We start from the raw sequence: 21,958 nt of genomic DNA, 5'->3' as shown, positions 1-21,958 counted from the left end.
GTGCTCACTTACGTCAAGGTCCGCCGCATCGCGGCTACCGGTTTCCCAGGATCAACTCGGAGCCCTTCTCGCCGATCATGATCGCCGGGGCGTGCGTGTGGCCCCGGTTGAGCGTCGGCATGACGGAGACGTCCACCACCCTGAGCCCTTCGAGACCGCGCACCCGGAGCGACGGGTCCACGACCGACCCCTCGTCGGTGCCCATCCGGCAGGTGCCGACGGGGTGATAGAGGGTCTCGCCGCGTTCGCGCACCCACCGGGCCAGCTCCTCGTCGCTCTCCGGCCCCCAGTACGGCGCCATCGGGCCGCCCGCGTACCGCTTCATCGCGCTGGTCGCGAACACCTGCTTGGCCGTCTTCAGCCCGGCGACCAGGCGCTTGACGTCGGCCTCCGCGCTCAGGTAGCCGGGGTCGATCAGCACGTCGCGGCCGCTCAGCCCGACCCTGCCGCGGCTCTGCGGCTGCAGCAGCACGACGCCGACGGTCAGGCCGTGGCCGGTCGGCGGGGTGAGCCCGTGGTCGACGAACGGGCCGGGGGCGAAGACGAGCTCGATGTCGGGGGCGGGCTCCTCGGCCGAGGTCCGGACGAAGGCGACCGCCTCGCCGACGTTCGTGGTCAGCATGCCCGAACGCAGCACGATGTAGCGCAGCAGGTTCACCAGGGACTCGGCCTTGGTCAGCGTCACCGGCTCCTTGCACTCGACGTACACGCCGGAGGCGAGGTGGTCCTGGAGGTTCTTGCCGACCTCGGGCAGCTCGCGCACGACCGGCACCCCCGCGTCGCGCAGCTCATCGGCCGCGCCCACCCCGGAGCGCATCAGCAGGTACGGCGAGCCGATCGCCCCCGCCGACAGGACGACCTCCCTGGCCGCCCTGACCAGGGTGCCGCCGCTGTGCTCGATGCCGACGGCGCGGGAGCCCTCGAACACCACGCGGTCCACGGTCGCGCCGGTGAGCACGGTGAGGTTCGGTCTGGCGGCGGCCGGGCGCAGGTAGGCGTCCGCGGCGCTCCACCTGCGGCCGCGGTTCTGGGTGACGGGGGTGGGGCAGCAGCCCTCGTTGGAGCGGCCGTTCAGCTCCGCCAGCCGGGTCAGGCCCAGCTCCTCGCAGGCCCGCAGGAAGGCCGCCGTGGTGACGTTGGGGCTGCGCAGCTCGGAGACGTAGAGCGGGCCGGAGGTGCCGTAGACGCCGCCGTGGTTGCTGCCGACGCGCTGCTCGGCCCTGGTGAAGTAGGGCAGGACCTCCTCGTACGTCCAGCCGGGCACCCCCCATTGGTCGTAGTCCTCCTGGCAGCCGCGCACCCACATCTGCGCGTTGAGCGAGGACGAGCCGCCGATCACCCGGCCGCGCGGCCAGTAGAGCTCGCGGCCGGACATCTCGCCCTGCTTGGCCGTCGTGAAGTTCCAGTCGTAGTCGGTCTTGAACAGCTTGGCGAAGCCGGCGGGCATGCGGATCTCCAGCCTGTCGTCATGCCCGCCCGCCTCGACCAGCGCCACCGACACCGACGGGTCCGCCGACAGCCGGTTGGCCAGCACGCACCCGGCGGACCCCGCTCCGACGATCACGTAGTCGTACTGCATGAGCACTCCAGGGGGCTAAGTAACCTGCCACTTGCTTACTCCAGGTGAGCTGGCGCGTCCATATGCATCTGTAACCTCTGTTACCTACTGCGGCCCGCGTTCAGCGGGCCGCAGCAGGGCCGAATGAAATTCGCCCTACCGGTCGGTATGGGCTGATGCCAAGATGGCGGGCAAGCGCGTACAGAGGAGGAAGGCGTTCATGCTCAACTTGTCGGTCGTCCTGGAGGACAGCGCCAGAAACAACCCCGACGGCACGGCGATCGTCTTCGGCGACATGCGCCTGCCGTACGGCATGATCGACACTGTTGCCCGCCAGGTGGCGAACCTGCTGGTGTCGCGGGGCATCGGCAAGGGCGACAAGGTGGCGCTGGCCTGTCCCAACCTGCCGTACTTCCCGTTCGTCTACTTCGGCATCCTCAAGGCCGGCGCCACCGTGGTGCCGCTGAACGTGCTGCTGCAGGGCCGGGAGATCGCCTACCACCTCGACGACAGCGACGCCAAGGCGCTGTTCTGCTTCGAGGGCTCGCCGGAGCTGCCGCTGGGCGAGCGCGGCAAGGCGGGCTTCGAGGCCGCGGACGGCTGCGAGCACTTCTTCGTGCTGCCCGCCACCCCGCTGGCCACCGAGTCCCCGTACGGCGAGACGGTGTGGGCGGCGCTCAACGGCGTGCCGGCCGACTTCGAGACGGTGCAGACCGACCCCGAGGACACTGCCGTGATCCTCTACACCTCGGGCACCACGGGCCAGCCCAAGGGCGCCGAGCTCAGCCACCAGAACATGCTGATGAACGCCCTGATCAGCGACCGGATGTTCCCGCGCAGCGAGGGCGGCGACACCTACCTCGCGGTGCTGCCGCTGTTCCACTCCTTCGGCCAGACGACCGTCATGAACACCGCCTTCATGCGCGGCGCGACGGTCGTGCTGATGCCGCGCTTCGAGCCGGGCGAGGCCCTGGAGCTCATGCGCAAGGAGAGCGTGACGACCTTCGCCGGCGTCCCGACGATGTACTGGGGCATGCTCACGAAGATCCACGCCGAGGGCGCCGAGGTGCCGCGCAGTCTGAAGGTGGCCGTGGCCGGCGGCGCGTCCTCGCCGGTGGAGGTGCTGAAGGACTTCGAGCAGACCTTCGGCATCGGCATCCTGGAGGGGTACGGCCTGTCGGAGACCTCCCCCGTGGCCAGCTTCAACCAGCTCGGACGGCCCACCAAGCCCGGCACGATCGGCACGCCCATCTGGGGCGTGGAGATGAAGCTGATCGACGGCGACTGGAAGACGGTCGAGGGCGAGGGCCCCGGCGAGATCGCCATCCGCGGCCACAACGTCATGAAGGGCTACTACGGCCGCCCGGAGGCGACGGCCGAGGTGCTCAAGGACGGCTGGTTCCGCACCGGCGACATCGCCACCCGCGACGCCGACGGCTACTACGCCATCATCGACCGGGCCAAGGACATGATCATCCGGGGCGGCTTCAACGTCTACCCGCGCGAACTGGAGGAGGTGCTCATGACCCACGAGGCGGTGTCGCTGGCGGCGGTCGTGGGCGTCCCGCACGAGTCGCACGGCGAGGAGGTCAAGGCGTACGTCATCCGCACGCCCGGCTCGTCGGTCACCGAGGACGAGCTGATCGCCTGGGCCAAGGAGAACATGGCGGCCTACAAGTACCCGAGGATCGTCGAGTTCCGCGACGCCCTGCCGATGACGGCCACGGGCAAGATCCTCAAGCGCGAGCTCCGCTGACCGGCCGCGGCGCGGGCCCCGGCCCGCGCCTTCCGGCCGCGCCGCCCCCTGCGCCGATCACCAGGACGGCCAGTGCGCCGATCACCGAGCCGATCACCGAGGCCCGCCCGCTCGCGCTGTTCGACCTGGACAACACGCTGATCGACCGGCTGGCGGCGTTCCGGCTGTGGGCGGCGGGGTGGGCGGTCGGGATCGTGACGAACGGCATGGCCGACAACCAGACGGGCAAGATCCGGCGCACCGGGCTGGCCGAGCGGGTGGACGGGTGGGCGATCTCCGGCGCGGAGGGCGTGCGCAAACCCGGCGCGCGGCTGTTCCGGATCGCCGCCGACCGGTGCGGAGCCGTGCCGGCGGGCGGGTGGATGGTGGGCGACGACCCGGAGAAGGACGTCGCGGGCGGACGCGCGGCCGGACTGCGGACGATCTGGATCGACCGCGGGACGGGCGCGGCGGCTCCCCCGGCGGACCTCACGGTGGACGACGTGCTGGCGGCCATGGAACTGTTGATCGGGATGCCCGGCGGCGCGGGCGGTCGCTAATGTGGCCGGATGCGTGACAAGCCCGCGGATCTGGACGAATCGCTGCTGGCGCCCGCCCTGGAGGCGTGGGGGATCAAGGCCGTCGGGCTGGCGCACGCGCCGGTGGGCTTCGGCGACCACCACTGGATCGCGACCGGCGCCGACGGACGACGCTGGTTCCTCACCGCCGCCACCCTGCCCTCCGCACCGAATGCCCCCCTCCCCCGCGAGCCACGGGCGGCCGGTGGCCTGGGCGAAGGGGCGCGGGTGGCGTTCGGGGAGCTGGGGCGGGCGCTGGAGACGGCGGCGGCGCTGTCTGCGACCCTGAAGTTCGTGGTCGCGCCCGTGCCGGACCTGGACGGCGGCGCGCTGCTCCGCCCGCTCGCCGCCCGGTACGCGCTGAGCGTCTTCCCGTTCGTCGACGGCGTCACCGGCGGCTTCGACGACGAGCCGGCCGAGCGCGACCGTGCCCAGGTCATCGACCTGCTGGCCGAGCTGCACGGCACGTCCCCGCCCCCGTCCACCCCGTCCCGCCCCCTGCAGCCGGCCGGACGGGCGGCGCTGGAGCGGGCCCTCGCCGAGACGGGCCGCCCGTGGACCGGCGGCCCGTACGCCGAACGGGCCCGAACCCTGCTCGACCGGCACGCCGCGACCCTGCACGCCCGGCTGCGCGACTTCGACCGCGGCTGCCGCGACCTCGGCCCACCCGTCGTCACCCACGGCGAACCCCACCCCGGCAACGTGCTCCGGCACGAGGGCCGCTGCCTGCTGATCGACTGGGACACCGTCGGCCTGGCCGTGCCGGAACGGGACCTGTGGCTGGTCGCCAGGACCCCCGGCGACCTGGCCAGGTACGCGGCCGCCACCGGCCGTACGCCCGACCCCGCCGCCCTGGCCCTCTACCGGCTGCGCTGGAGCCTCGACGACGTGGCCCAGTACGTCGCCCTGTTCCGCGCCCCGCACGGCCACACCCGCGACGCCGAGCTGAGCTGGCACTTCCTCACCCGCACGCTCGACGGCCTGGCCGCCGGCGGGCCCTCCGCCCGCTGAGCGTTCCCGGCGGTCAGGCGCCGAGCAGTTCGGCGAGCACCGCGGCCTCGCTGATCTCGGGCTGCTTGGTGGCGGTGAGCAGGGTCAGCGGGCCCTTCCCGGCGAGCTCGCGCAGGTGGGCGACCGCCTCGGCCCGCTCAGGCTCGGCCAGCTCGTCCCGGTAGCGGTCGCCGAACTCCGCGAACCGGTCGGGGTCGTGCCGGTACCAGGTGCGCAGCTCGGTGGAGGGAGCGACCTGTTTGCACCATTCGTCGAGGTGGGCGTCGGCCTTGGCCAGCCCGCGCGGCCACAGCCGGTCGACCAGCACCCGGGCGCCGTCGTCCGGCGCGGGCTCCTCGTAGACCCGGCGCACCCGAACCTTGTTCCCAGCCGTCACCGTCCGCCCCTCCTTCCGACCGTGAGACCACGCTACGCCGGGCGACGCCAAGCGCCGTTCAGGGACCCGGCCGGGGGACGTCTAGGATCCGGGGTGTGGACGAGCCGATCCCCGACGCGCTGCTGCCCGTGCTCCGCGACCTGCGCGCCACCTGCGGGGTGCGTCCGGACCTGCGGGAGGAGACGCCGCTCTGGGGCGGTGAGCGGGTGCTCATGCTGTTCGCGCCCGACGGCAGCGGCGTGGGCCTGCGCCTCGGCGTCGCCGGCGGCCCGGCCGAGCAGGTGGCCGACCTCGCCGACCAGGTGCAGGAGTGGGCGGTCGAGGCGCTGTGGGGTCAGGGGCTGCCCGCGGTGTGGCCGGAGTGCCCCGAGCATCCCGGCACCCACCCGCTGGCCGCGACGGTGGTGGACGGCGTCGCGACCTGGTCGTGCCCGCGCACCCGCGCACCCGTCACCGCCGTGGGCCACCTCTGACCCCGGACACCCCCAGGGGGCCGGCCGCTCGGACAGCGCCTTGGGGTGGGGTGAGCCGTGGGGAGAGGGCGACGGGCCCTCTCCCGCCCGTCACGGCCAGGTGACCGCCGGGCGCAGCTGCACGCCGGACCGGCCGTCGTCGTCGAGCTTGACGCCCAGCACCTGGTGCAGCTGGACCTTGTTGCGCTCGAAGCCCACGATGCAGCCCGCCATGTACAGCGCCCACACCCTGGCCGTGCCCATCCCGACCTCCTGGACGGCCTCGTCCCAGTTGGCGTCGAGGTTGTCGCACCAGTGGCGCAGGGTCTTGGCGTAGTGCTCGCGCAGGTTCTCCTCGTGGCGGATCTCGAAGCCGATGTCCTCCATCTGCCTGATCAGCCAGCCCACCGACTCCAGCTCGCCGTCGGGGAAGACGTAGCGGTTGATGAAGCCGCCCTTGTTGAACGTCTTCTCCTTGCCCGTCGGACGGGTGATGCAGTGGTTGAGCAGCCGGCCGCCGGGCTTGAGCTTGCCGTAGAGGAACTCGAAGTACGACGGGACGTTGTCCTTGCCGATGTGCTCGGTCAGGCCGATGGAGCTGACCGCGTCGAAGCCGGTCTCCCGCACGTCCCGGTAGTCCATGAAGCGCACCTCGGCGAGGTCCTGGAGGCCCTCGTCGGCGATCGCCTTCTGGGCCCACTCGGCCTGCTGGCGGCTCAGCGTCACGCCCAGCGCCTTGACGCCGTAGTGCTTGGCGGCGTGGATGACCATGCCGCCCCAGCCGCAGCCGACGTCGAGCAGGCGCATGCCCGGCTTGAGGTCGAGCTTCCTGGCCACCAGGTCGAACTTCGTGTACTGGGCCTCCTCCAGCGTCGCGCCCTCCTCGGGGTAGGTCGCGCACGTGTAGGCCATGGACGGCCCCAGCACCCACCGGTAGAACCGGTTGGACACGTCGTAATGGTGGTGGATCGCCTCGGCGTCACGCTGCTTGGCGTGCCGCGAGCCGAGCCGGGCCAGGGCGCTCTGACGCACCTCCTGCGGAGGCGGCGGCACCCGCATCAGCAACGGCTTGACGCCCAGCGACCGTACGGCGGCCAGCTTCTCGCCCGCGGTCAGGTCGTTGGTGGTGATGTTCCACATGCGGTCGAGCAGGGTGTACAGATCGCCGTGCACGTCGATGTGCCCCGAGATGTACGCCCTGGCCAGACCCAGTTCCCCGGGGGCCTGTGCCAGGTAGGCCACCGCGATGGGCGACTTGACCTCAAGACCGAGGTCGGCGCCGTCGGGACCGGCCTTGCTGCCGTCATAGGCCATGAACGAGATGTTCGCGTCAGAGCCGACGATCTTCTCAAAGATGCTTGCGAGAGCCATGCTCACCTTCCCCGTACACACTTTTCGTACAGGTCCAGCAGGCGACCGTTCGGGTCGTATTCCCGCTTGACCGGCCAATAAGCATCACCGTTGTACAGCTCCCAGAACTGCTCACGGGCGTAGAAGGAGGTCGAGTAGAGCGACTTGTGGCCGTCCAGCTCGTGTACCGAGTCCTCGATGAGCCTGTTGTAGTAGCCGTCGAACTGGCCGCGGGGCAGCGGGACCATGCCCCAGAAGCCGAAGTTGACGTAGAGCTTCCCGGGCTCCAGCGGGTACAGCGGCCACTGGGAGCTCGACCGCAGCGGGCACATCCAGACGGGGGTCATGCCCACCTTGTCGTGGAAGAACTCCAGGAACTGCGCGCCGCGCTCGACCGGCACCTCGACGTCCTGGATGACCGACTCCTGGACGGGCTGGTCGCGCCAGCGGTCGATGCGGGCGGTCAGGCCGGTCCGCCGGTCGAGGGCGACGAGCCTGCGGTAGACGTCGGAGCGCATCCAGCGGCGCGGCATCAGCGAGCGGACCACCGGCTGCTGCACGCCGAACGCCCGCGAGCACCAGAACCAGTCGGTGTCCCAGCGCCACAGGTAGTCGTGGATGCTCAGCCAGTCGCGGCTGCGCTGCCTGATCGACTGGTAGTAGATGCGCATGCCGGTGTAGTCGGAGACGTAGGGCGCGCGGTCGGCGAAGCGGCCCAGCGTGATGTACATCTCCTCCGGGTCGAAGAAGACGCCGTCCACGAAGTCGACCTGCTCGCCGTCGTGCACCATGCTGTCGCAGATCTCCTGCATGGCCAGCATGCACTTGGCCGCGTCGGTGAACCTGATGTGCGTCAGGTGCACGTACGGCTGGACCTTGCGGAGCTTGATCCGGATGCGCAGGGCGTAGCCGAGCGTCCCGTAGGAGTTGGGGAAGGCGCGGAACAGATCCTGGTGCTCGTTGTCGTCACGGGCCACGACGATGCGGCCGTCGCCGGTGAGGATCTCCAGTTCCTCCACCGACTCGTGCGGCAGGCCGTCCCGGAAGCTGGTCGACTCGATGCCGAGGCCGGTGACGGCGCCGCCGAGCGTGATCGTCTTGAGCTGCGGCACCACGTACGGCATGAGCCCGTGCGGCAACGTGGCCTCGACGAGGTGCTCGTAGGTGGTCATGCCCTGGACCTCGGCCGTCATCGTCGCCGGATCCACGCTGATGACCTCGTCGAGGTCTCTGGCCGACAGCTTGGCCGTCCTGCCTCCGTCACGGAACCTGAACAGGTTGGACGTGGACTTGGCCAACCGGGGAGCGGCGTCGCCGGGGATCTCGGCGTAGGACTGCCGGATCTGCTCTACTGCCCGTTGGTGTGTCGACATCGTCGTCGTCACGGAAGCACCCCCTTGAGCTGGTAGAGATCGTCCGTAAGACCGTATCTCCCGCAGCCCGGCTCGAACAGACCGGGGTCGTTAAAGACACGAAAACTGTTCATCGTGCCAGGTGAAACGCCTATGTGGCAGGCAAATGCGGAAATCTACGTCGAACCAGGGGTGAGACCCCATTGAGCACGGCACGCACCTCTCGTCCCTCCAGTGCCGCCGTGAGGTTGTCCAGCACGGCCGTGAGCAGGCGCGTCGTCGCCTCGGGCGTCACCCCGGCGGCGTGCGGCGACAGCAGCACGTCCGGCAGATCGCGCAGCGGGTCGCCGGCGGGCAGCGGCTCGGTGTCGAACACGTCGAGCGCGGCCCCGCCGAGGTGCCCGTCGCGCAGCGCGGCGACCAGCGCCGCCTGGTCGACGACGCCGCCCCTGGCCGCGTTGACCAGCAGCGCGCCCTGCTTCATGCGGCGCGGGTCGATCAGCCCGCGGGTCTCCTCCGACAGCGCGATCACCACGACCAGCACGTCGCTGCCGGCCACCAGCGTCTCCAGGTCGGCGCGGCCGGGCGCCTGCCGCGGGGACCTGGTCCAGTAGGAGACCTCGCAGCCCAGGGCGCCGAACAGGCGCACGCAGTTCTCGCCGATCGGGCCGTACCCGACGACCCCGACCCGGCGGCCGCTCAGCTCGCGCGGGCGCAGGCCCTGCTGCGGCCACTCCCCCGCCCGCACGGCGGCGTCGGCGGCCCCCAGCCGGCGCGACAGCGACAGCGTGGCGGCCAGGCACCACTCCGACACCGCGACGGCGCTGACGCCCGGCGTGTTGGCCAGCGGCACCCCGGCCTCGGCCAGAGCGGCCAGGTCGTGGCCGTCCACGCCCACCGAGGGCTGCTGCACGAAGGCCAGCGCGGGCGCGTGCTTGACCGCCTCGGCGTCGAGCACGAGCGTGGAGGTCCAGTCGCCGAGCACGATGTCGGCCTCGGGCAGCGCGGCCAGCAGCCCGGCCCGGTCGCGGGTGGCGGGCACGCGGACCGTCACCCGGTCGCCGAGCGGGGCGAGCAGGGCGCGCGTCGCCTCCTCGGGGAGCGGCGGCAGGGCGAGCAGGTTCCAGGGGCTCATGCCTTCACCGTAAAGCTGTCGATCACCTGTCGCATCAGTGCCCTGTTGCGCAGCCACTGGTCCTGGGTGACCGTCCAGGACAGGATGTAGGCCGTCTCGCCGGACACCACCGCGCGGCGCACCTCGTGGTAGGTCATGCCCGGCCTGATCCAGTGGGTGCCGGCGGCGCTGGCGGCGGTCCAGGAGAACTCCCACTCGACCGCCTTGACGCCCCGGTGGTTGACCACGCGGCGGCCGCGGCTGATCACCTCCTGGCCCTCCTGCCGCAGCGTCTCCTCCGAGTCGCGCAGGATCTGGTTGGCGTCGAGGCTGCTGTACAGGGCCTCCACGCCGAGGTGGGCGTTGCCGTCGCGGCGCGTCCACTCGGTGACGGACTCGCGCAGCGCGCCCCGCCAGCCGACCGGGCGCAGGATCGACCAGCCCTCCCGCGAGGTCCACGCCCGTACGGCCGGGCGCACCCGCCGCACGGTCGGCGTGGGGGTCGCCGACGGCGTCCGGCTCGTCGTGGGCTGCTGCGAGGGCGACGGGCTCAGCGGGCTGGCCGCGGCGGCCGGCTGGGCGGTGCGCGGGGCGCCCTCGGCGGGCGTGGCGAGCTTGAAGTAGGCGACCGCGCCACCCGCGACGACCACGACGGCGGCGGCGGCCACGGCCAGCACGGCCCGCCCGCGCCCGCTGCCCGGCTTCTTCTCCGGCAGGTCGGTGTAGGCGGGCTTGGCCGCCACCTCGATGGCCGCGAGCAGCCGGTCGGCCTCCTCGGCGTCCACCCGGTCGGCGGGCTCCTTGCGCAGCAGGCCCTTCAGGATCGGGTGCATGATCGGCGGGATGCGCCGGTAGTCGGGCTCCTCGTTGAGCAGCGCGTTGATCGTCGCCATGGCCTCGCCGCGGTCGAAGGGCGAGCGGCCGACCATCGCGGCGAACAGCGTCGCGCCGAGCGACCACAGGTCGGAGGGCGGTCCGGCCTCGTCCGCGCGCACCCGTTCCGGGGCCAGGAAGCTGGGCGAGCCGGTCACCATGCCCGTCCTGGTCAGCGAGGCGTCGCCCTCGACCGTGGCGATGCCGAAGTCCATCAGCACCGCGCGGCCGTCGTCGGCGAGCAGGATGTTGGCGGGCTTGACGTCCCTGTGCAGGATCCCGGCCTCGTGGGCGGCCCTGAGCGCCGACAGCACCTGGCGGCCCACGTCGGCCGCCTGCCGCACGGGCAGGGCCCCCGAGGTGGCCACGACCTCTTCGAGCGAGGGGTGCGCGACCAGCTCCATGACGATCCAGGGCCGGCCGCCCTCCTCGACCACGTCGTAGACCGCGACCACGGAGGGGTGGTTGAGCTTGGCCGCCGTACGGGCCTCGCGGGCGGTGCGCATGAGGTGGCGCTCCTGCTCGCCCGGCGACAGCCCCTCGGGCAGCAGCACCTCCTTGATGGCCACCTGCCGGTTGAGCAGCGTGTCGTAGCCCTCCCAGACGACGCCCATACCCCCGCGGCCCAGTTCACGCCGTAACTGGTAGCGCCTGGCGACAAGCCGGTTGCTCTCCGAAACCATGTCCTACCCCTGTAGCGGCGCGAGCGCCTGCTGCAGACAGCCGCTGGACGCCGGCGATCTGTAGACCACCCGAACAGTGGGCAAGTTTCCCATACCTCCCACGAGTTCGCGGGAAGGACGCAAAAGGCCGCTTGCCACGACTTGCCGAATGTTGTTCTACTGAGGCAGGTTCGGAGCCGTGAAGCCAACCGTTTGCCTGTGCGACTGTCGAGGAGATGTCCATGTCGAAGGGTAGTGGCGGCCCGCTGGCCGGAGTGCGCGTGCTGGAGCTCGCGGGGCTGGCCCCGGGGCCGTTCGCCGGGATGATGCTGGCCGACCACGGCGCCGAGGTGCTGCGGGTCGACCGGGTGCAGGCCGTCTCCGACCGGCCTCGTACGGACGTCATGGACCGCGGCAAGCGGACGATCGGCCTGGACCTGAAGTCGCCCGAGGGCGTGGCCGCCTTCAAGGAGCTGGCCCGCAACGCCGACGTGGTGATCGAGGTCTTCCGTCCCGGCGTCGCAGAACGGCTCGGCATCGGCCCCGCCGACCTGCACGCGGTGAACGAGCGGCTGGTCTACGGCCGGATGACCGGCTGGGGCCAGGACGGCCCGCTCGCGCCCACCGCCGGCCACGACATCGACTACATCGCGATCTCCGGCGTGCTGTCGATGCTCGGCCGCGAGGGCGGCAAGCCGACCCCGCCGATCAACATCCTCGGCGACTTCGCCGGCGGCGGCCTCATGCTCGCCTACGGCGTGCTGCTGGCCCTGTTCGAACGCGAGCGCACCGGGAAGGGCCGGGTGATCGACGCCGCCATGGTGGACGGCGCCGCCCTGCTGTTCTCGATGTTCTACCAGGCCGCGCAGAGCGGCTTCTGGGGCCCGCGCGGCACCAACCTGCTCGACACCGGCGCCCCCCAGTACGACACCTACGAGACCGCCGACGGCGGCTTCCTGGCCGTCGGCTCGCTCGAACCGCAGTTCTGGGACGCCATGGTGAACCTGATGGGCCTGACCGGCCTGCCCGACCGCGACGACAGGACGCAGTGGCCCGCGCTCAAGGCCCGGCTGGCCGAGGAGTTCGCCAAGCGCACCCGTGCCGAGTGGGAGGCCCTGTTCGAGGGCTCGGACGCCTGCGTCTCGCCCGTCCTGTCCATGGCCGAGGCCGCGCGGCACCCGCACAACGTCGCCCGGGGCACGTTCGCCGAGGTCGGCGGCGTGACCCATCCGGCGCCCGCGCCGCGCCTGCTCGGCGTGCCGGACCCGGACCTGTCGCCGGCCACCCGCCTCACGGACCTGTCCGCGTGGGGGCTGCCGGCGGCGGAGGCGGAGAAGCTGCGGGAGCAGGGCGTGCTGGCCTGAGCCTTCGTCAGGGGCGGGACGTCGCCGGTCGCGCGTGGGCGGCGTAGTCCTTGAGCCGGATCGAGTCGTGCAGGCGCACCCCCTTGCTGCTGATCTTGGTGGCGGCCCTGGTGAGGGCGACCGGCAGGTGGTTGACCAGGCGGATGCCCTGGGTGAGCGCCCACACGTCGAAGCGGCTCCCGGGGACGATCCCCCTGGCCGCGCGGCGGGCGAAGGCGCGGCTGCGGCGCACGTACTCGCCGATCTCGGCCTCGTAGGCGGGATAGGCCGTGCGGTGGTCGCCGCCGTGCGCGGCCAGCTCGCCCGCCAGCACGTACGCCCCCACGACCGCCAGGCTCGTGCTGCCGCCCACGGCCGGCCCCGGGCAGTAACCGGCGTCGCCGGCCAGCGTCACCCGGCCGCGCGACCAGGAGTCGAGCCTGAGCTGGGTGATGGAGTCGAAGTAGAAGACGGACGTGCGGTCCACCTCGTCCAGGATCCTGGGGACCTGCCAGCCGAGGCCGCCGAACCGCTCGCGCAGCAGTTCCTTCTGCCGGGCCACGTCCCGGTGGTGGTAGTCGAGCGGCTCCGGCGTCCTGAACAGGAAACCGGCGCGGGCGTCGTCCATGTGCGCGGCGCTGTAGACGGCGGCCATGTAGCCCTCGCCCGCCATGGCCTCCATCCGGCCGTCGAGCCCCAGGAAGTTGGGGACGGAGGCGACGGCGAGGTACGCGCCGATCCAGGCGGCGAAGCGCTCCTCGGGGCCGAAGGTCAGGCGGCGCACGTTGGAGTGCAGTCCGTCGGCGCCGATCACCAGGTCGAAGCGGTCCTGCCGGCCGCTGTCGAAGCGCACCTCGCCGTCCTCGGCGATCGAGGCGATGGAGTCGCCGAAGACGTAGGCGGCGTCGTGCCGGGTGGCCTCGTGGAAGACCTCGCTCAGGTCGTCGCGCATGATCTCGACGTGCCGGTCGGAGACGGCGCTGAGGATGCGGCGCAGCTCCAGCTCCACGGGCCGCGCCCGGCCCTCGCGGTGGACCCGGAGCCAGTCGGTGCCGGTCTTCTTCGCCATGACCGGCTCCAGGAGCCCCATCTTCTCGACGATGTCCATGGCGGGCCGGAACAGGTCCACCGCGTGGCCGCCCGACTTTCTGAGCGCCGGGGCGCGTTCGACCACCGTGACCTCGAAGCCGTACCTGGTCAGCCAGTACGCCAGCACCGGCCCGGTGACGCTGGCTCCCGAGACGAGGACCTTCATGGCCGCCTCCTTACTTAACGGTTGGTAAGTACACGCTAGCACGCGTCCTTACTTAACGGTAGGTAAGGGATAAACTTCAGGCATGCCCAGTGACACCAAGTCCCGCATCCAGGCGGTGGCCCGCGAGCTGTTCGCCGAGCAGGGCGTGCAGAACACCAGCCTGCGCCAGATCTCCGACCGGCTGGGCATCACCAAGCCGGCGCTCTACTACCACTTCGCCTCACGCGACGACCTGGTGCGCAGCATCGTGCAGCCGCTGGTGGAGGACTTCGAGCGCTTCGCCGCCAGGCAGGAGCCCGGCGACCCGCGGGCGCTGCTCGACGACTACTTCGAGCTCATGTGGCGCCACCGCGACGTGACCGGGATGATGGTGCGCGACATCTCGATCCTGGCCTACCTCGACCTGGGCCAGCGCATGTTCGAATGGCGGCGCGAGCTGATCGCCCTGCTGCTCGGCCCCGACCTCACGCGGGCCCAGCAGATCCGCGCCACACTGGCGCTCGGCGGCATGGCCGACTGCACGGTCGAGTACGCCGGCCTCCCTCTGGAGGAGGTCAAGCCGACGGCCGTCGCGGCGGCGGCCGAGGCGCTCGGCCTGTGACTCCCCGGGCCTAGACGGCCACGTAGAGGTCGGCGCCCTCGAAGTGATGGACCTCCAGGTCCGTGGTGAAGGCGCGGGAGGGCTGGCCGCCCGACTCGGTGTGCTGCCACACCTGCTGCCACGCCTCGATCAGCGCCTGCGGCAGCTGCCCGCGGGCCGCCAGCCGGATCGACTTCGCGGCCGGCACGCGCACCGCCACCATGCCCTCGGGCAGGCGCGGCACCGTGCGCACGCCGATGCCGACGATCTGCGTGTAGGCGCCGGTGTGGTCGCTCTCGTAGTCGGTCAGCACCGCGTAGAGGTTCTCGTCGATGCGGCCCGGCACGTGCGCGAAGGCCCCCGGCGCGCCCGCCCGCTGCCACAGCGCGGGCAGCGCGGCCCGCGCCGGATCCGCCTCGTCGGCGTTCGTCGTGCGTACGGCGAAGCCCACGACGGTCAGCTCGGCCCGTTCGACGATGTCCACGACTTACCTCCCCCAAATGTGTCCCCGGCCGATCATAAGCCCCGGAGAACGGGGGAAACCCCTTGTTGGACCTGTCACCCCATAAGATGGATGAACGTGAAGTTTCTCAACGACCAAGAGCCTCGTTACGATTTGACTTACAGCGACGTGTTCATGGTGCCGTCGCGCTCCTCGGTCGGATCGCGGCTCGCGGTCGACCTCTCCACGAACGACGGCACGGGCACCACGATCCCCATAGTCGTCGCCAACATGACCGCGGTCGCCGGCCGCCGCATGGCCGAGACCGTGGCCCGCCGCGGCGGGATCACCGTGATCCCCCAGGACATCCCCCTCGACGTCGTCGCCGACGTGGTCGACTGGGTCAAGAAGCGCGACCTGGTCCACGACACGCCGCTCACCCTCACCCCGCACGACACCGTGGGCGAGGCGCTGCAACTGCTGCCCAAACGCGCCCACAACGCGGTCATCGTCGTCGACTGGGACAACCGGCCCGTCGGCGTGGTGACCGAGGCCGACTGCCAGGGCGTGGACATGTACACGCAGCTGTCCGAGGTCATGTCGAGCGAGCTGCTCACGCTGCCCGCCGGACTCGACCCGCGCGGCGCCTTCGACCGCCTGCACGAGGGCCGCCACCGCCTCGCCCCCATCGTGGACGACGAGGGCCGGCTGGTCGGCATCCTCACCCGCACGGGCGCGCTGCGGGCCACCCTCTACCAGCCCGCGCTCGACGCCCAGGGCCGCCTGCGCATCGCCGCGGCCGTCGGCGTGAACGGCGACGTCGCCGCCAAGGCCAAGGAACTGCTGGAGGCCGGGGCCGACTGCCTGGTCGTGGACACCGCCCACGGCCACCAGGAGAAGATGATCGCCGCCCTGCGCGCCGTCCGGGCGCTCGACCCCGGCGTGCCGGTCGCGGCGGGCAACGTGGTGACCGCCGAGGGCGTGCGCGACCTGGTCGAGGCCGGGGCCGACATCCTCAAGGTCGGCGTGGGCCCGGGCGCCATGTGCACCACGCGGATGATGACCGGCGTCGGGCGTCCGCAGTTCTCGGCGGTGCTCGAATGCTCGGCCGAGGCCCGCCGGCTCGGCAGGCACGTCTGGGCGGACGGCGGCGTCCGGCACCCCCGTGACGTGGCCCTGGCGCTGGCGGCCGGGGCGTCCAACGTCATGATCGGCTCGTGGTTCGCCGGCACGTACGAGTCGCCCGGCGACGCCCGCACCGACGCCGACGGGCGCAAGTACAAGGAGAACTTCGGCATGGCCTCCTCCCGCGCCGTACGGCTCAGGACGGCCGAGGACTCCGCCTACGACCGGGCCAGGAAGGCGCTGTTCGAGGAGGGCATCTCGACCTCGCGCATGTACCTCGACCCCAAGCGGCCCAGCGTGGAGGACCAGATCGACGGGATCGTCGCGGGCCTGCGGTCGTCGTGCACGTACGCGGGCGCGGCGAACCTGGAGGAGTTCCACCAGCAGGCCGTCGTCGGCATCCAGAGCTCCTCCGGCTACGCCGAGGGCATGCCGCTGCACCAGAGCTGGTGATCCACCGGCGCCGGTGACGTGCCCTATCTCCCGGCTTCGGGCGGCCCGGCGCCGGGAGAAAAGGGCGGGCATGAACGACGGCCGTACCCCGACGGCATAGAGTCGTCGGGTTATTGTCATCGTCAACAGGAGCACATTCGTGGCACTCGAGAAGCCCGAGATCGACTTCCCCGAGGGCAACCCGCCCGCCGACCTGGAGATCGTCGACCTCGTCGAAGGCACTGGCCCCGAGGCCAAGCCGGGCCACAACGTCAGCGTCCACTACGTGGGTGTCTCGTTCTCGTCCGGGGAGGAGTTCGACGCGTCGTGGAACCGCGGCCAGGCGTTCGAGTTCCCGCTCGGGGGCGGCCGCGTCATCGCGGGCTGGGACCGCGGGGTCGCCGGGATGAAGGTCGGCGGCCGTCGCAAGCTGGTCATCCCGCCGCACCTCGGTTACGGCGACCGCGGCGCGCCGCCGCGCATCAAGGGCGGCGAGACGCTGATCTTCGTGGTCGACCTGCTCGGCGTCAGCTAGACCGGGAACGGGCGGGCCGCCGACGGTGGCCCGCCCGGCTACCCCTGCTTTGGAAAACCCGGGACATATCGGGTGGGGAAATGTCGGCGTGGTGAGGCACGATAGCGGTGTGCTTCTGATCGACGTGGTCCGGACCTCCGACGCGGTGACGCGCACCTCCGCACGGCTGGGCAAGGTCGGGCATCTGGCCGAGCTGCTCGCCCGGGTCGGCCCGGACGAGGCGGAGATCGCCATCGCCTACCTGTCGGGCGACCTGCCGCAGCGCCAGATCGGCGTGGGCTGGCGCTCGCTGGAGGACGTCCCGCAGCCCAAACTCGCCGCAACCGCCACCCTCACGACCGTCGACGCGCTGCTGACCCGGATCAAGGCCGTCTCCGGCCCCGGCTCGCAGGCGGCGCGCAGAGCGCTGGTCGCCGAGCTGTTCGCCGGGCTGACCAGCCAGGAGCAGCAGTTCATGCGCAGGCTGCTCAACGGCGAGCTGCGCCAGGGCGCCCTCGACGGCGTGATGATCGAAGCGCTGGCCAAGGCGTCCGGCGCGCCGTCGGCCGACGTGCGGCGGGCGCTCACCCTGCGCGGCTGGCTGCCCGCCGTGGGCGCGGCGGCGCTGACGGGCGGCGTGGCGGCGCTGCACGCGTTCAAGCTGGAGGTGGGGCGGCCGGTCTCCCCCATGCTCGCCGGCAGCGCGCCCAACGTGGCCGCCGCGCTGGAGAAGGCCGGCTCGCCCGCGTCCCTGGAGTGGAAGCTCGACGGCGTACGCGTGCAGGCCCACCGCTCGGGCACGCAGGTGCGGGTCTTCACCCGCACTCTCGACGACATCACCGCGCAGGTGCCCGAGCTGGTCGAGGCGGTGCTCGGGCTCGACGCCGCCGACCTGGTGCTCGACGGCGAGGTCCTCGCGCTGCGGCCGGACGGGCGTCCCCACCCGTTCCAGGTGACCGCGAGCCGCGTCTCCAGCAAGACCGACGTCGCCAGGCTGCGCGAGCAGACCCCGCTCAGCGTGTTCTTCTTCGACGCGCTGCGCGCCGACGGCGCCGACCTGCTCGACCTGCCGTACTCCCAGCGCCAGGAGGCCCTGGCCCGCGCCGTCCCGCCCGGCCTGCTGACGCCGCGGCTGATCACCGCCGACGTGGCCGAGGCGGAGAAGTTCTTCACCGACGTGGTCAAGGCGGGCCACGAGGGCCTGGTGGTGAAGTCCCTGTCCTCCCCGTACGCGGCCGGCCGGCGCGGCGCGGGCTGGATCAAGGTCAAGCCCAGGCACACGCTCGACCTGGTCGTCCTGGCGGCCGAGTGGGGCCATGGCCGGCGCGAGGGCAAGCTGTCCAACCTGCACCTGGGCGCGCGCGACCCCGAGGGCGGGTTCGTCATGCTCGGCAAGACGTTCAAGGGGCTCACCGACGAGCTGCTGGCCTGGCAGACCGAACGCTTCCTCGAACTCGCCGACGGCCCCACCGACGAATGGGCGGTCAAGCTGCGGCCCGAGCTGGTGGTGGAGATCGCCTTCGACGGCGTGCAGCGTTCGCCGCGCTACCCCGGGGGGATGGCGCTGCGCTTCGCCCGGGTGCTGCGCTACCGCCCGGACAAACGCCCCGAGGACGCCGACACCGTCGCCACCGTCCGCTCCCTCATGCTCTGACCACGCCCGCCGGGCGGCACGTCCACAGCACAGACCCCTTGGAGGCAAGCGAGGGGTCACCTGCCGCTCCCGTCGCTTCCCCCTGCACACTCCCGAACGCCCTGCACATCCGCACCCAACAACCGCCGCCCCCACCGCCTTGCCGACAGACCCTCGCACCCTTCCCCGTACGGAACTGCACACCCAAGAAGCAGGCTCAGCAGCACGCGAGCGCCGACGAGCACGGGGTACCCGCACGCCTTGCCCCCAATCCCCCGCGCACCCTCCTCGAACGGACTGCACACCCAAGAACAGGCACCGCGGCGAGTGCGGCGGCGAGGAGGAGGTTGGCCGTCTTGTCTCCGTGCTCTGCTGTTCATGGCGTGAGGATGCCCTCGGTCACGACCTGAGGGGCGGGTTGGGCCGTTCGCGGCCTTAGATCATGGTCAGCCCAGTTGCGGCCTTAGATCAAGTTGCGCCCGTTTGTGGGCTGCGGTCGGGTTGGCCGGAGGCGTGGTGTTAGACGAGTTCTGTCGTTCTTCGGAAAGCCCAAGATCCTCGGCGTACGCTCGGCGTTCTGGGCCTCTTGCGCCCTTAAGTGAGATATGTCACTGTATGTCGCATTAAGTTGTCTTTACCTGCTGTTTGTCGCATATGTTCGTCCTCGCCCGCCGGATCCCCCATCCCTTGCGGGCGGACAGGCCGTCACACGCCTCCCACCCCCCATGACCTGGCCTTTCCCTTTCCTGTCCCCTAGCTAGGACCGTGGTTTACCTTGGGCCAGCACTCCCACAAATCGTCCCCCAACGACCGCAAGCCCTCCCCGGGCAAGCGCCGCTGGACCGCCATCGCCGCTGGGGCCGCCGTAGTGGCCGCCGCCTCGACCACCGCCTGGGCCGCCGTCGGCAACGACGCCCCTGGCACCACCGCCGCCAAGGACGCCGCCACGGCGACCACCTCCACCGGCACCCCCAACCCGCCGGTCGCGGCCAACGTCTCCCAGGCCAGGACCACTACCCCGGCTCCCGCGGCTTCGAGCCCCAGCGCCTCGACCTCCACTGCTTCGGGGCCGAGCGCGAAGGGCGTCCCGAACTCCCCGCACGGCGCCAACCCCGCGCCGAAGGCCCCCGCCGCCGCCCGGCCCGAGGCCACCGAAACGTCGGCCTCCGACACAGCCTCGTCGGATACGGCGGCATCCGACCCGGCAACGTCCGACACGGCGACGTCCGACTCGGCGACGTCCGACTCGGCGAAGAAGACGACCAAGACCGTCAAGCCGGTCAAGCTCCGGGCCACGAAGCCGAAGGTCCGCGTCCTGTCCTCCGGGACGTGTGGCGCCTCCTACTACGGCGAGCCCCAGATGACGGCCAGCGGCGAACGCTTCAACCCCTCCGCCATGACCGCCGCCCACAAGACCCTTCCGCTGGGTAGCCGTGTCCGCGTCACCAACCCGCGCAACGGCTCGGCGGTGACCGTACGCATCAACGACCGCGGCCCGTACGTGGGCGGCCGGTGCCTCGACCTCTCCAGGGCCGCGTTCGACGCGATCGGCAGCCTGGGCGCGGGCGTGATGACCGTCCGCTACGAAGTCCTGGCCCGCTGACCGCGTTCGCTCTCTCTCCTCGGCCCCGCCCCCGCTCATTCGTCCGCTGGGGGCGGGCCGGGCCCTCCCCCAACACCGCTCCCCACGAATCCCACAAATGCGCCGATCCTTGCTGCCGACATCCCAGGTCTCTATCGGAGGGCCGGGGAGCCGAGGAAATGGAACCGCGACATCGGGATCGGGGTGTTCGGGGGGCGGGCATCGGTCGTCCGGGGGACCGAACCCGGAATGTCGGGGCTGCGACCGGAATGCCCGGAGGGCTGGAACCCGAGAACCGGGCCCCGGATGTCCGGGAGCTGCGACCGGGATGCCTGGAGGCCTAGGTGGACACCTGGTTCCAGACATCACCGACATCCGTCGGACCGTTACCGCAGCCCGCGATCCGAACCCTGTGCACCCTGCTCTTCCAGACGTCCCTGAATCTCTCGGCCCCGCTACCGGGACGTCTCTTCGATGGCGGTCTCGATACCGCGGTTTCGATGGCTCGGCCCCCCGACCCGAAATCCCCGCACCCCGATTCCCCCGGGACGCCCCGATGTTCCCGGACGTCCCCCGACGTCCCTTGGTCCCGGTACCGCGTGTCTCGGCCCCCGGTCCCCCACGATTCCTGAGACGTCCCCCGACATTCCTTGAGCCCGATCTGAGTTCCCCGGGTCTCGGCATCGCTTGGTCCTGATCCAGATCCTTGGACGTCGCGATCCATCTCTCGGATATCCCCCCGATATCCGGTACCCGCGAGGCCCCCGCATCTGCGATCCGCGCGTCCATCTTTTAGCCGCCGCCGCGCGTCGGCTTCTCCGACCCGTGCGCACGCCGCCGTTTCGTCGAGAGCAGGCTCCCCCCGCGTGCTGCCGGGAGGCGTTACTTGACCAGGCGGACCGTCAGCGGGTAGCGGAAGCTGCTCTCGGCCAGGGCTGAGATGCCACCGACGATGCCCAGGACGACGGCGCCGACCCAGATAACCGGCAGCAGCACGATGCCGATGACGGTGAGCGGCAGGATGCAGCTCGCCCCCACCACGGTGAGCTGGAAGTTCAGGGCCTCCAGCGCATGCCGCCGCAGGTACGGAGAGGTCTTGGCCGCCGTGAGCAGCAGGATCAACGGGCCCACCACCGGGATCCCGATGGCCATCAGCAGGTGGCCGAGGGCGGCCTGGACGCGTTCGTTGCTCTCCGGAGCCCGCTCCGGACGGACCGGCCGGGGCATCGGCGGCGCGAATCTCGGCACCGCCATCGTCCCGTACAGCTCGTTCATGATGGGCATCAGGTCGCCGTGCGTACGCGCCGTCATCGCACGTTCCAGCCGGTCGTCGAACTCCAGCTTGTCGAAGCGGCCCTCCGCGTAGGCAGCCTTGACGTGCTCGACGACGTGCTCTCGGTCCTGGTGGGTGACGCGCAGATGAGCTGGCGGCACCTGTCCCGGCCCGGGGGTCTTGGGTACCCCAGCCATGATGGTCATGCCTCTCCTTGGAATCGGCAGTCAACTTTCATACTGCGTCCTCGGAGCCGGACGTGCCATCGGGAGAAACCCCGAGCTGTCCCCGAGATCATCCCCGACACCGGCGCTCCGGACGGTATAAAAAGGATCCATGAGATGGCGAGACCGCTACGGTATCCGTCGGCTGCGCGGGCAGAAGATCGCGCGGTTCGACCGCGAGGCGACCGATGCCGACATCGAAGCGCTCATCGCCTTCGCACGTTCGCGGCGTGGCGTCGAGTTCTACGTCGAGCCTGAGACGTTCGCCACCGACACGACCGCTGTGGCGGTGGCCGACGACGGCGAGTGGACCAGGCGCAGGGTCGGGTCGCCCGCGGTGATCCACAAGGTGGCCCGAGATCTGGCGTTACCGGTGTACGACGTGCAGCTGACGGGCTATCCCCCTCGGATGCGTGCTTACAACGAGCGCCGGCGCCGCGAAGAAGGCAGCCTGTAGTTCCGGCGGAAGGGGTGCTGGTGGAGGCCACCGGCAC

21 protein-coding genes are annotated in these 21,958 nt (G+C 71.3%); 11 read left to right on the top strand and 10 right to left on the bottom strand.

The genetic code is table 11. The features are described from left to right. Positions 1 to 34 precede the first annotated feature (34 nt). Positions 35 to 1,579, bottom strand: coding sequence for a GMC family oxidoreductase (locus ACIBK9_RS36240; protein WP_397163198.1), 1,545 nt, complete (start codon positions 1,577 to 1,579; stop codon positions 35 to 37). A gap of 199 nt (positions 1,580 to 1,778) precedes the next feature. On the opposite strand from ACIBK9_RS36240, the gene ACIBK9_RS36235 reads away from it, so the two are divergent. After that, the gene (locus ACIBK9_RS36235) at positions 1,779 to 3,314 is read left to right on the top strand and encodes a long-chain fatty acid--CoA ligase (protein ID WP_387663520.1); all 1,536 of its coding nucleotides are present in this window, start codon (positions 1,779 to 1,781) and stop codon (positions 3,312 to 3,314) included. Here ACIBK9_RS36235 and ACIBK9_RS36230 read toward each other — a convergent pair. Next, positions 3,295 to 3,522, bottom strand: a complete 228-nt coding sequence (locus tag ACIBK9_RS36230) for a hypothetical protein (RefSeq protein WP_397163197.1) — start codon at positions 3,520 to 3,522, stop codon at positions 3,295 to 3,297. The genes ACIBK9_RS36235 and ACIBK9_RS36230 overlap by 20 nt on opposite strands. Between ACIBK9_RS36230 and ACIBK9_RS36225 the strand changes: the two genes are divergently transcribed. After that, positions 3,521 to 3,853, top strand: coding sequence for an HAD family hydrolase (locus ACIBK9_RS36225; protein ID WP_397163196.1), 333 nt, complete (start codon positions 3,521 to 3,523; stop codon positions 3,851 to 3,853). The two genes, ACIBK9_RS36230 and ACIBK9_RS36225, sit on opposite strands and share 2 nt — an antisense overlap. A gap of 9 nt (positions 3,854 to 3,862) precedes the next feature. Continuing rightward, entirely contained in the window at positions 3,863 to 4,882 is a 1,020-nt protein-coding gene (locus ACIBK9_RS36220) for a phosphotransferase (RefSeq protein ID WP_397163195.1), read from the top strand. Between the two features lie 13 nt (positions 4,883 to 4,895). Here the strand turns inward: ACIBK9_RS36220 and ACIBK9_RS36215 are convergent, their stop codons facing one another. Continuing rightward, a complete protein-coding gene (locus ACIBK9_RS36215; protein WP_358284134.1) occupies positions 4,896 to 5,258 on the bottom strand; it encodes a DUF488 family protein in 363 nt (120 codons plus the stop codon). Positions 5,259 to 5,353: 95 nt separating this feature from the next. Here ACIBK9_RS36215 and ACIBK9_RS36210 point away from each other — a divergent pair, with 95 nt between their 5' ends. After that, a complete protein-coding gene (locus ACIBK9_RS36210) occupies positions 5,354 to 5,731 on the top strand; it encodes a hypothetical protein (RefSeq protein WP_397163193.1) in 378 nt (125 codons plus the stop codon). Positions 5,732 to 5,821: 90 nt separating this feature from the next. Here ACIBK9_RS36210 and ACIBK9_RS36205 read toward each other — a convergent pair whose 3' ends face one another. The 4 genes from ACIBK9_RS36205 to ACIBK9_RS36190 all read right to left on the bottom strand — a co-directional run bounded on the left by ACIBK9_RS36205 (position 5,822) and on the right by ACIBK9_RS36190 (position 11,082). Next, on the bottom strand, positions 5,822 to 7,081 hold the full coding sequence (locus ACIBK9_RS36205) for a class I SAM-dependent methyltransferase (RefSeq protein ID WP_397163191.1): 1,260 nt from the start codon (positions 7,079 to 7,081) through the stop codon (positions 5,822 to 5,824). Between the two features lie 2 nt (positions 7,082 to 7,083). Continuing rightward, positions 7,084 to 8,433, bottom strand: coding sequence for an FAD-binding oxidoreductase (locus tag ACIBK9_RS36200; protein ID WP_364329616.1), 1,350 nt, complete (start codon positions 8,431 to 8,433; stop codon positions 7,084 to 7,086). Between the two features lie 130 nt (positions 8,434 to 8,563). Continuing rightward, entirely contained in the window at positions 8,564 to 9,547 is a 984-nt protein-coding gene (locus ACIBK9_RS36195) for an NAD(P)-dependent oxidoreductase (RefSeq protein ID WP_397163189.1), read from the bottom strand. Next, the gene (locus tag ACIBK9_RS36190; protein ID WP_397163187.1) at positions 9,544 to 11,082 is read right to left on the bottom strand and encodes a protein kinase; all 1,539 of its coding nucleotides are present in this window, start codon (positions 11,080 to 11,082) and stop codon (positions 9,544 to 9,546) included. The genes ACIBK9_RS36195 and ACIBK9_RS36190 overlap by 4 nt, the downstream gene beginning before the upstream one ends. Positions 11,083 to 11,303: 221 nt before the next feature. Here ACIBK9_RS36190 and ACIBK9_RS36185 point away from each other — a divergent pair, with 221 nt between their 5' ends. Beyond that, positions 11,304 to 12,425 carry a CaiB/BaiF CoA transferase family protein gene (locus tag ACIBK9_RS36185; protein ID WP_397163186.1) on the top strand — a complete coding sequence of 374 codons (1,122 nt, stop codon included), beginning with the start codon at positions 11,304 to 11,306 and terminating at the stop codon, positions 12,423 to 12,425. Positions 12,426 to 12,432: 7 nt separating this feature from the next. Here ACIBK9_RS36185 and ACIBK9_RS36180 read toward each other — a convergent pair whose 3' ends face one another. Then, positions 12,433 to 13,659: an FAD-dependent monooxygenase gene (locus ACIBK9_RS36180; RefSeq protein ID WP_397163184.1), complete on the bottom strand. Its 1,227-nt coding sequence runs from the start codon at positions 13,657 to 13,659 to the stop codon at positions 12,433 to 12,435. Between the two features lie 82 nt (positions 13,660 to 13,741). On the opposite strand from ACIBK9_RS36180, the gene ACIBK9_RS36175 reads away from it, so the two are divergent. Next, positions 13,742 to 14,260 carry a helix-turn-helix domain-containing protein gene (locus ACIBK9_RS36175; RefSeq protein WP_364329365.1) on the top strand — a complete coding sequence of 173 codons (519 nt, stop codon included), beginning with the start codon at positions 13,742 to 13,744 and terminating at the stop codon, positions 14,258 to 14,260. Positions 14,261 to 14,270: 10 nt separating this feature from the next. Here the strand turns inward: ACIBK9_RS36175 and ACIBK9_RS36170 are convergent, their stop codons facing one another. Beyond that, complete coding sequence (locus ACIBK9_RS36170; RefSeq protein WP_358284121.1) at positions 14,271 to 14,723, bottom strand: effector binding domain-containing protein; 453 nt, start codon at positions 14,721 to 14,723, stop codon at positions 14,271 to 14,273. A gap of 96 nt (positions 14,724 to 14,819) precedes the next feature. Here ACIBK9_RS36170 and ACIBK9_RS36165 point away from each other — a divergent pair, with 96 nt between their 5' ends. The 4 genes from ACIBK9_RS36165 (at position 14,820) to ACIBK9_RS36150 (ending at position 19,988) form a co-directional block, all read left to right on the top strand. Next, complete coding sequence (locus tag ACIBK9_RS36165; RefSeq protein ID WP_387663500.1) at positions 14,820 to 16,259, top strand: GuaB1 family IMP dehydrogenase-related protein; 1,440 nt, start codon at positions 14,820 to 14,822, stop codon at positions 16,257 to 16,259. A gap of 139 nt (positions 16,260 to 16,398) precedes the next feature. After that, positions 16,399 to 16,773, top strand: coding sequence for an FKBP-type peptidyl-prolyl cis-trans isomerase (locus ACIBK9_RS36160; protein ID WP_352357863.1), 375 nt, complete (start codon positions 16,399 to 16,401; stop codon positions 16,771 to 16,773). 109 nt (positions 16,774 to 16,882) lie between these two features. Further along, positions 16,883 to 18,406 carry an ATP-dependent DNA ligase gene (locus ACIBK9_RS36155; RefSeq protein ID WP_397163183.1) on the top strand — a complete coding sequence of 508 codons (1,524 nt, stop codon included), beginning with the start codon at positions 16,883 to 16,885 and terminating at the stop codon, positions 18,404 to 18,406. Between the two features lie 754 nt (positions 18,407 to 19,160). Next, complete coding sequence (locus ACIBK9_RS36150) at positions 19,161 to 19,988, top strand: septal ring lytic transglycosylase RlpA family protein (protein ID WP_397163181.1); 828 nt, start codon at positions 19,161 to 19,163, stop codon at positions 19,986 to 19,988. 861 nt (positions 19,989 to 20,849) lie between these two features. On the opposite strand, the gene ACIBK9_RS36145 is transcribed toward ACIBK9_RS36150, so the two are convergent. Next, the gene (locus ACIBK9_RS36145; RefSeq protein WP_397163180.1) at positions 20,850 to 21,446 is read right to left on the bottom strand and encodes a DUF1707 and DUF4870 domain-containing protein; all 597 of its coding nucleotides are present in this window, start codon (positions 21,444 to 21,446) and stop codon (positions 20,850 to 20,852) included. 130 nt (positions 21,447 to 21,576) lie between these two features. On the opposite strand from ACIBK9_RS36145, the gene ACIBK9_RS36140 reads away from it, so the two are divergent. Next, positions 21,577 to 21,921 (top strand): hypothetical protein, encoded by a 345-nt coding sequence (locus ACIBK9_RS36140; RefSeq protein ID WP_352327808.1) that lies wholly within the window; start codon positions 21,577 to 21,579, stop codon positions 21,919 to 21,921. Positions 21,922 to 21,958 lie beyond the last annotated feature (37 nt).

This window comes from Nonomuraea sp. NPDC050227, assembly GCF_044459705.1.
In the GTDB taxonomy this organism is placed as follows: Bacteria; Actinomycetota; Actinomycetes; order Streptosporangiales; family Streptosporangiaceae; genus Nonomuraea.
This window is presented reverse-complemented; position numbering and strand designations above follow the sequence as displayed.

Coding starts and splice junctions, on each gene's coding strand:
- ACIBK9_RS36240 (WP_397163198.1), bottom strand. CDS start 1,579: ATGCAGTACGACTACGTGATCGTCGGAGCGGGGTCCGCCGGGTGCGTG.
- ACIBK9_RS36235 (WP_387663520.1), top strand. CDS start 1,779: ATGCTCAACTTGTCGGTCGTCCTGGAGGACAGCGCCAGAAACAACCCC.
- ACIBK9_RS36225 (WP_397163196.1), top strand. CDS start 3,521: ATGGCCGACAACCAGACGGGCAAGATCCGGCGCACCGGGCTGGCCGAG.
- ACIBK9_RS36230 (WP_397163197.1), bottom strand. CDS start 3,522: ATGCCGTTCGTCACGATCCCGACCGCCCACCCCGCCGCCCACAGCCGG.
- ACIBK9_RS36220 (WP_397163195.1), top strand. CDS start 3,863: ATGCGTGACAAGCCCGCGGATCTGGACGAATCGCTGCTGGCGCCCGCC.
- ACIBK9_RS36205 (WP_397163191.1), bottom strand. CDS start 7,081: ATGGCTCTCGCAAGCATCTTTGAGAAGATCGTCGGCTCTGACGCGAAC.
- ACIBK9_RS36200 (WP_364329616.1), bottom strand. CDS start 8,433: ATGTCGACACACCAACGGGCAGTAGAGCAGATCCGGCAGTCCTACGCC.
- ACIBK9_RS36195 (WP_397163189.1), bottom strand. CDS start 9,547: ATGAGCCCCTGGAACCTGCTCGCCCTGCCGCCGCTCCCCGAGGAGGCG.
- ACIBK9_RS36190 (WP_397163187.1), bottom strand. CDS start 11,082: ATGGTTTCGGAGAGCAACCGGCTTGTCGCCAGGCGCTACCAGTTACGG.
- ACIBK9_RS36185 (WP_397163186.1), top strand. CDS start 11,304: ATGTCGAAGGGTAGTGGCGGCCCGCTGGCCGGAGTGCGCGTGCTGGAG.
- ACIBK9_RS36180 (WP_397163184.1), bottom strand. CDS start 13,659: ATGAAGGTCCTCGTCTCGGGAGCCAGCGTCACCGGGCCGGTGCTGGCG.
- ACIBK9_RS36175 (WP_364329365.1), top strand. CDS start 13,742: ATGCCCAGTGACACCAAGTCCCGCATCCAGGCGGTGGCCCGCGAGCTG.
- ACIBK9_RS36145 (WP_397163180.1), bottom strand. CDS start 21,446: ATGACCATCATGGCTGGGGTACCCAAGACCCCCGGGCCGGGACAGGTG.
- ACIBK9_RS36140 (WP_352327808.1), top strand. CDS start 21,577: ATGAGATGGCGAGACCGCTACGGTATCCGTCGGCTGCGCGGGCAGAAG.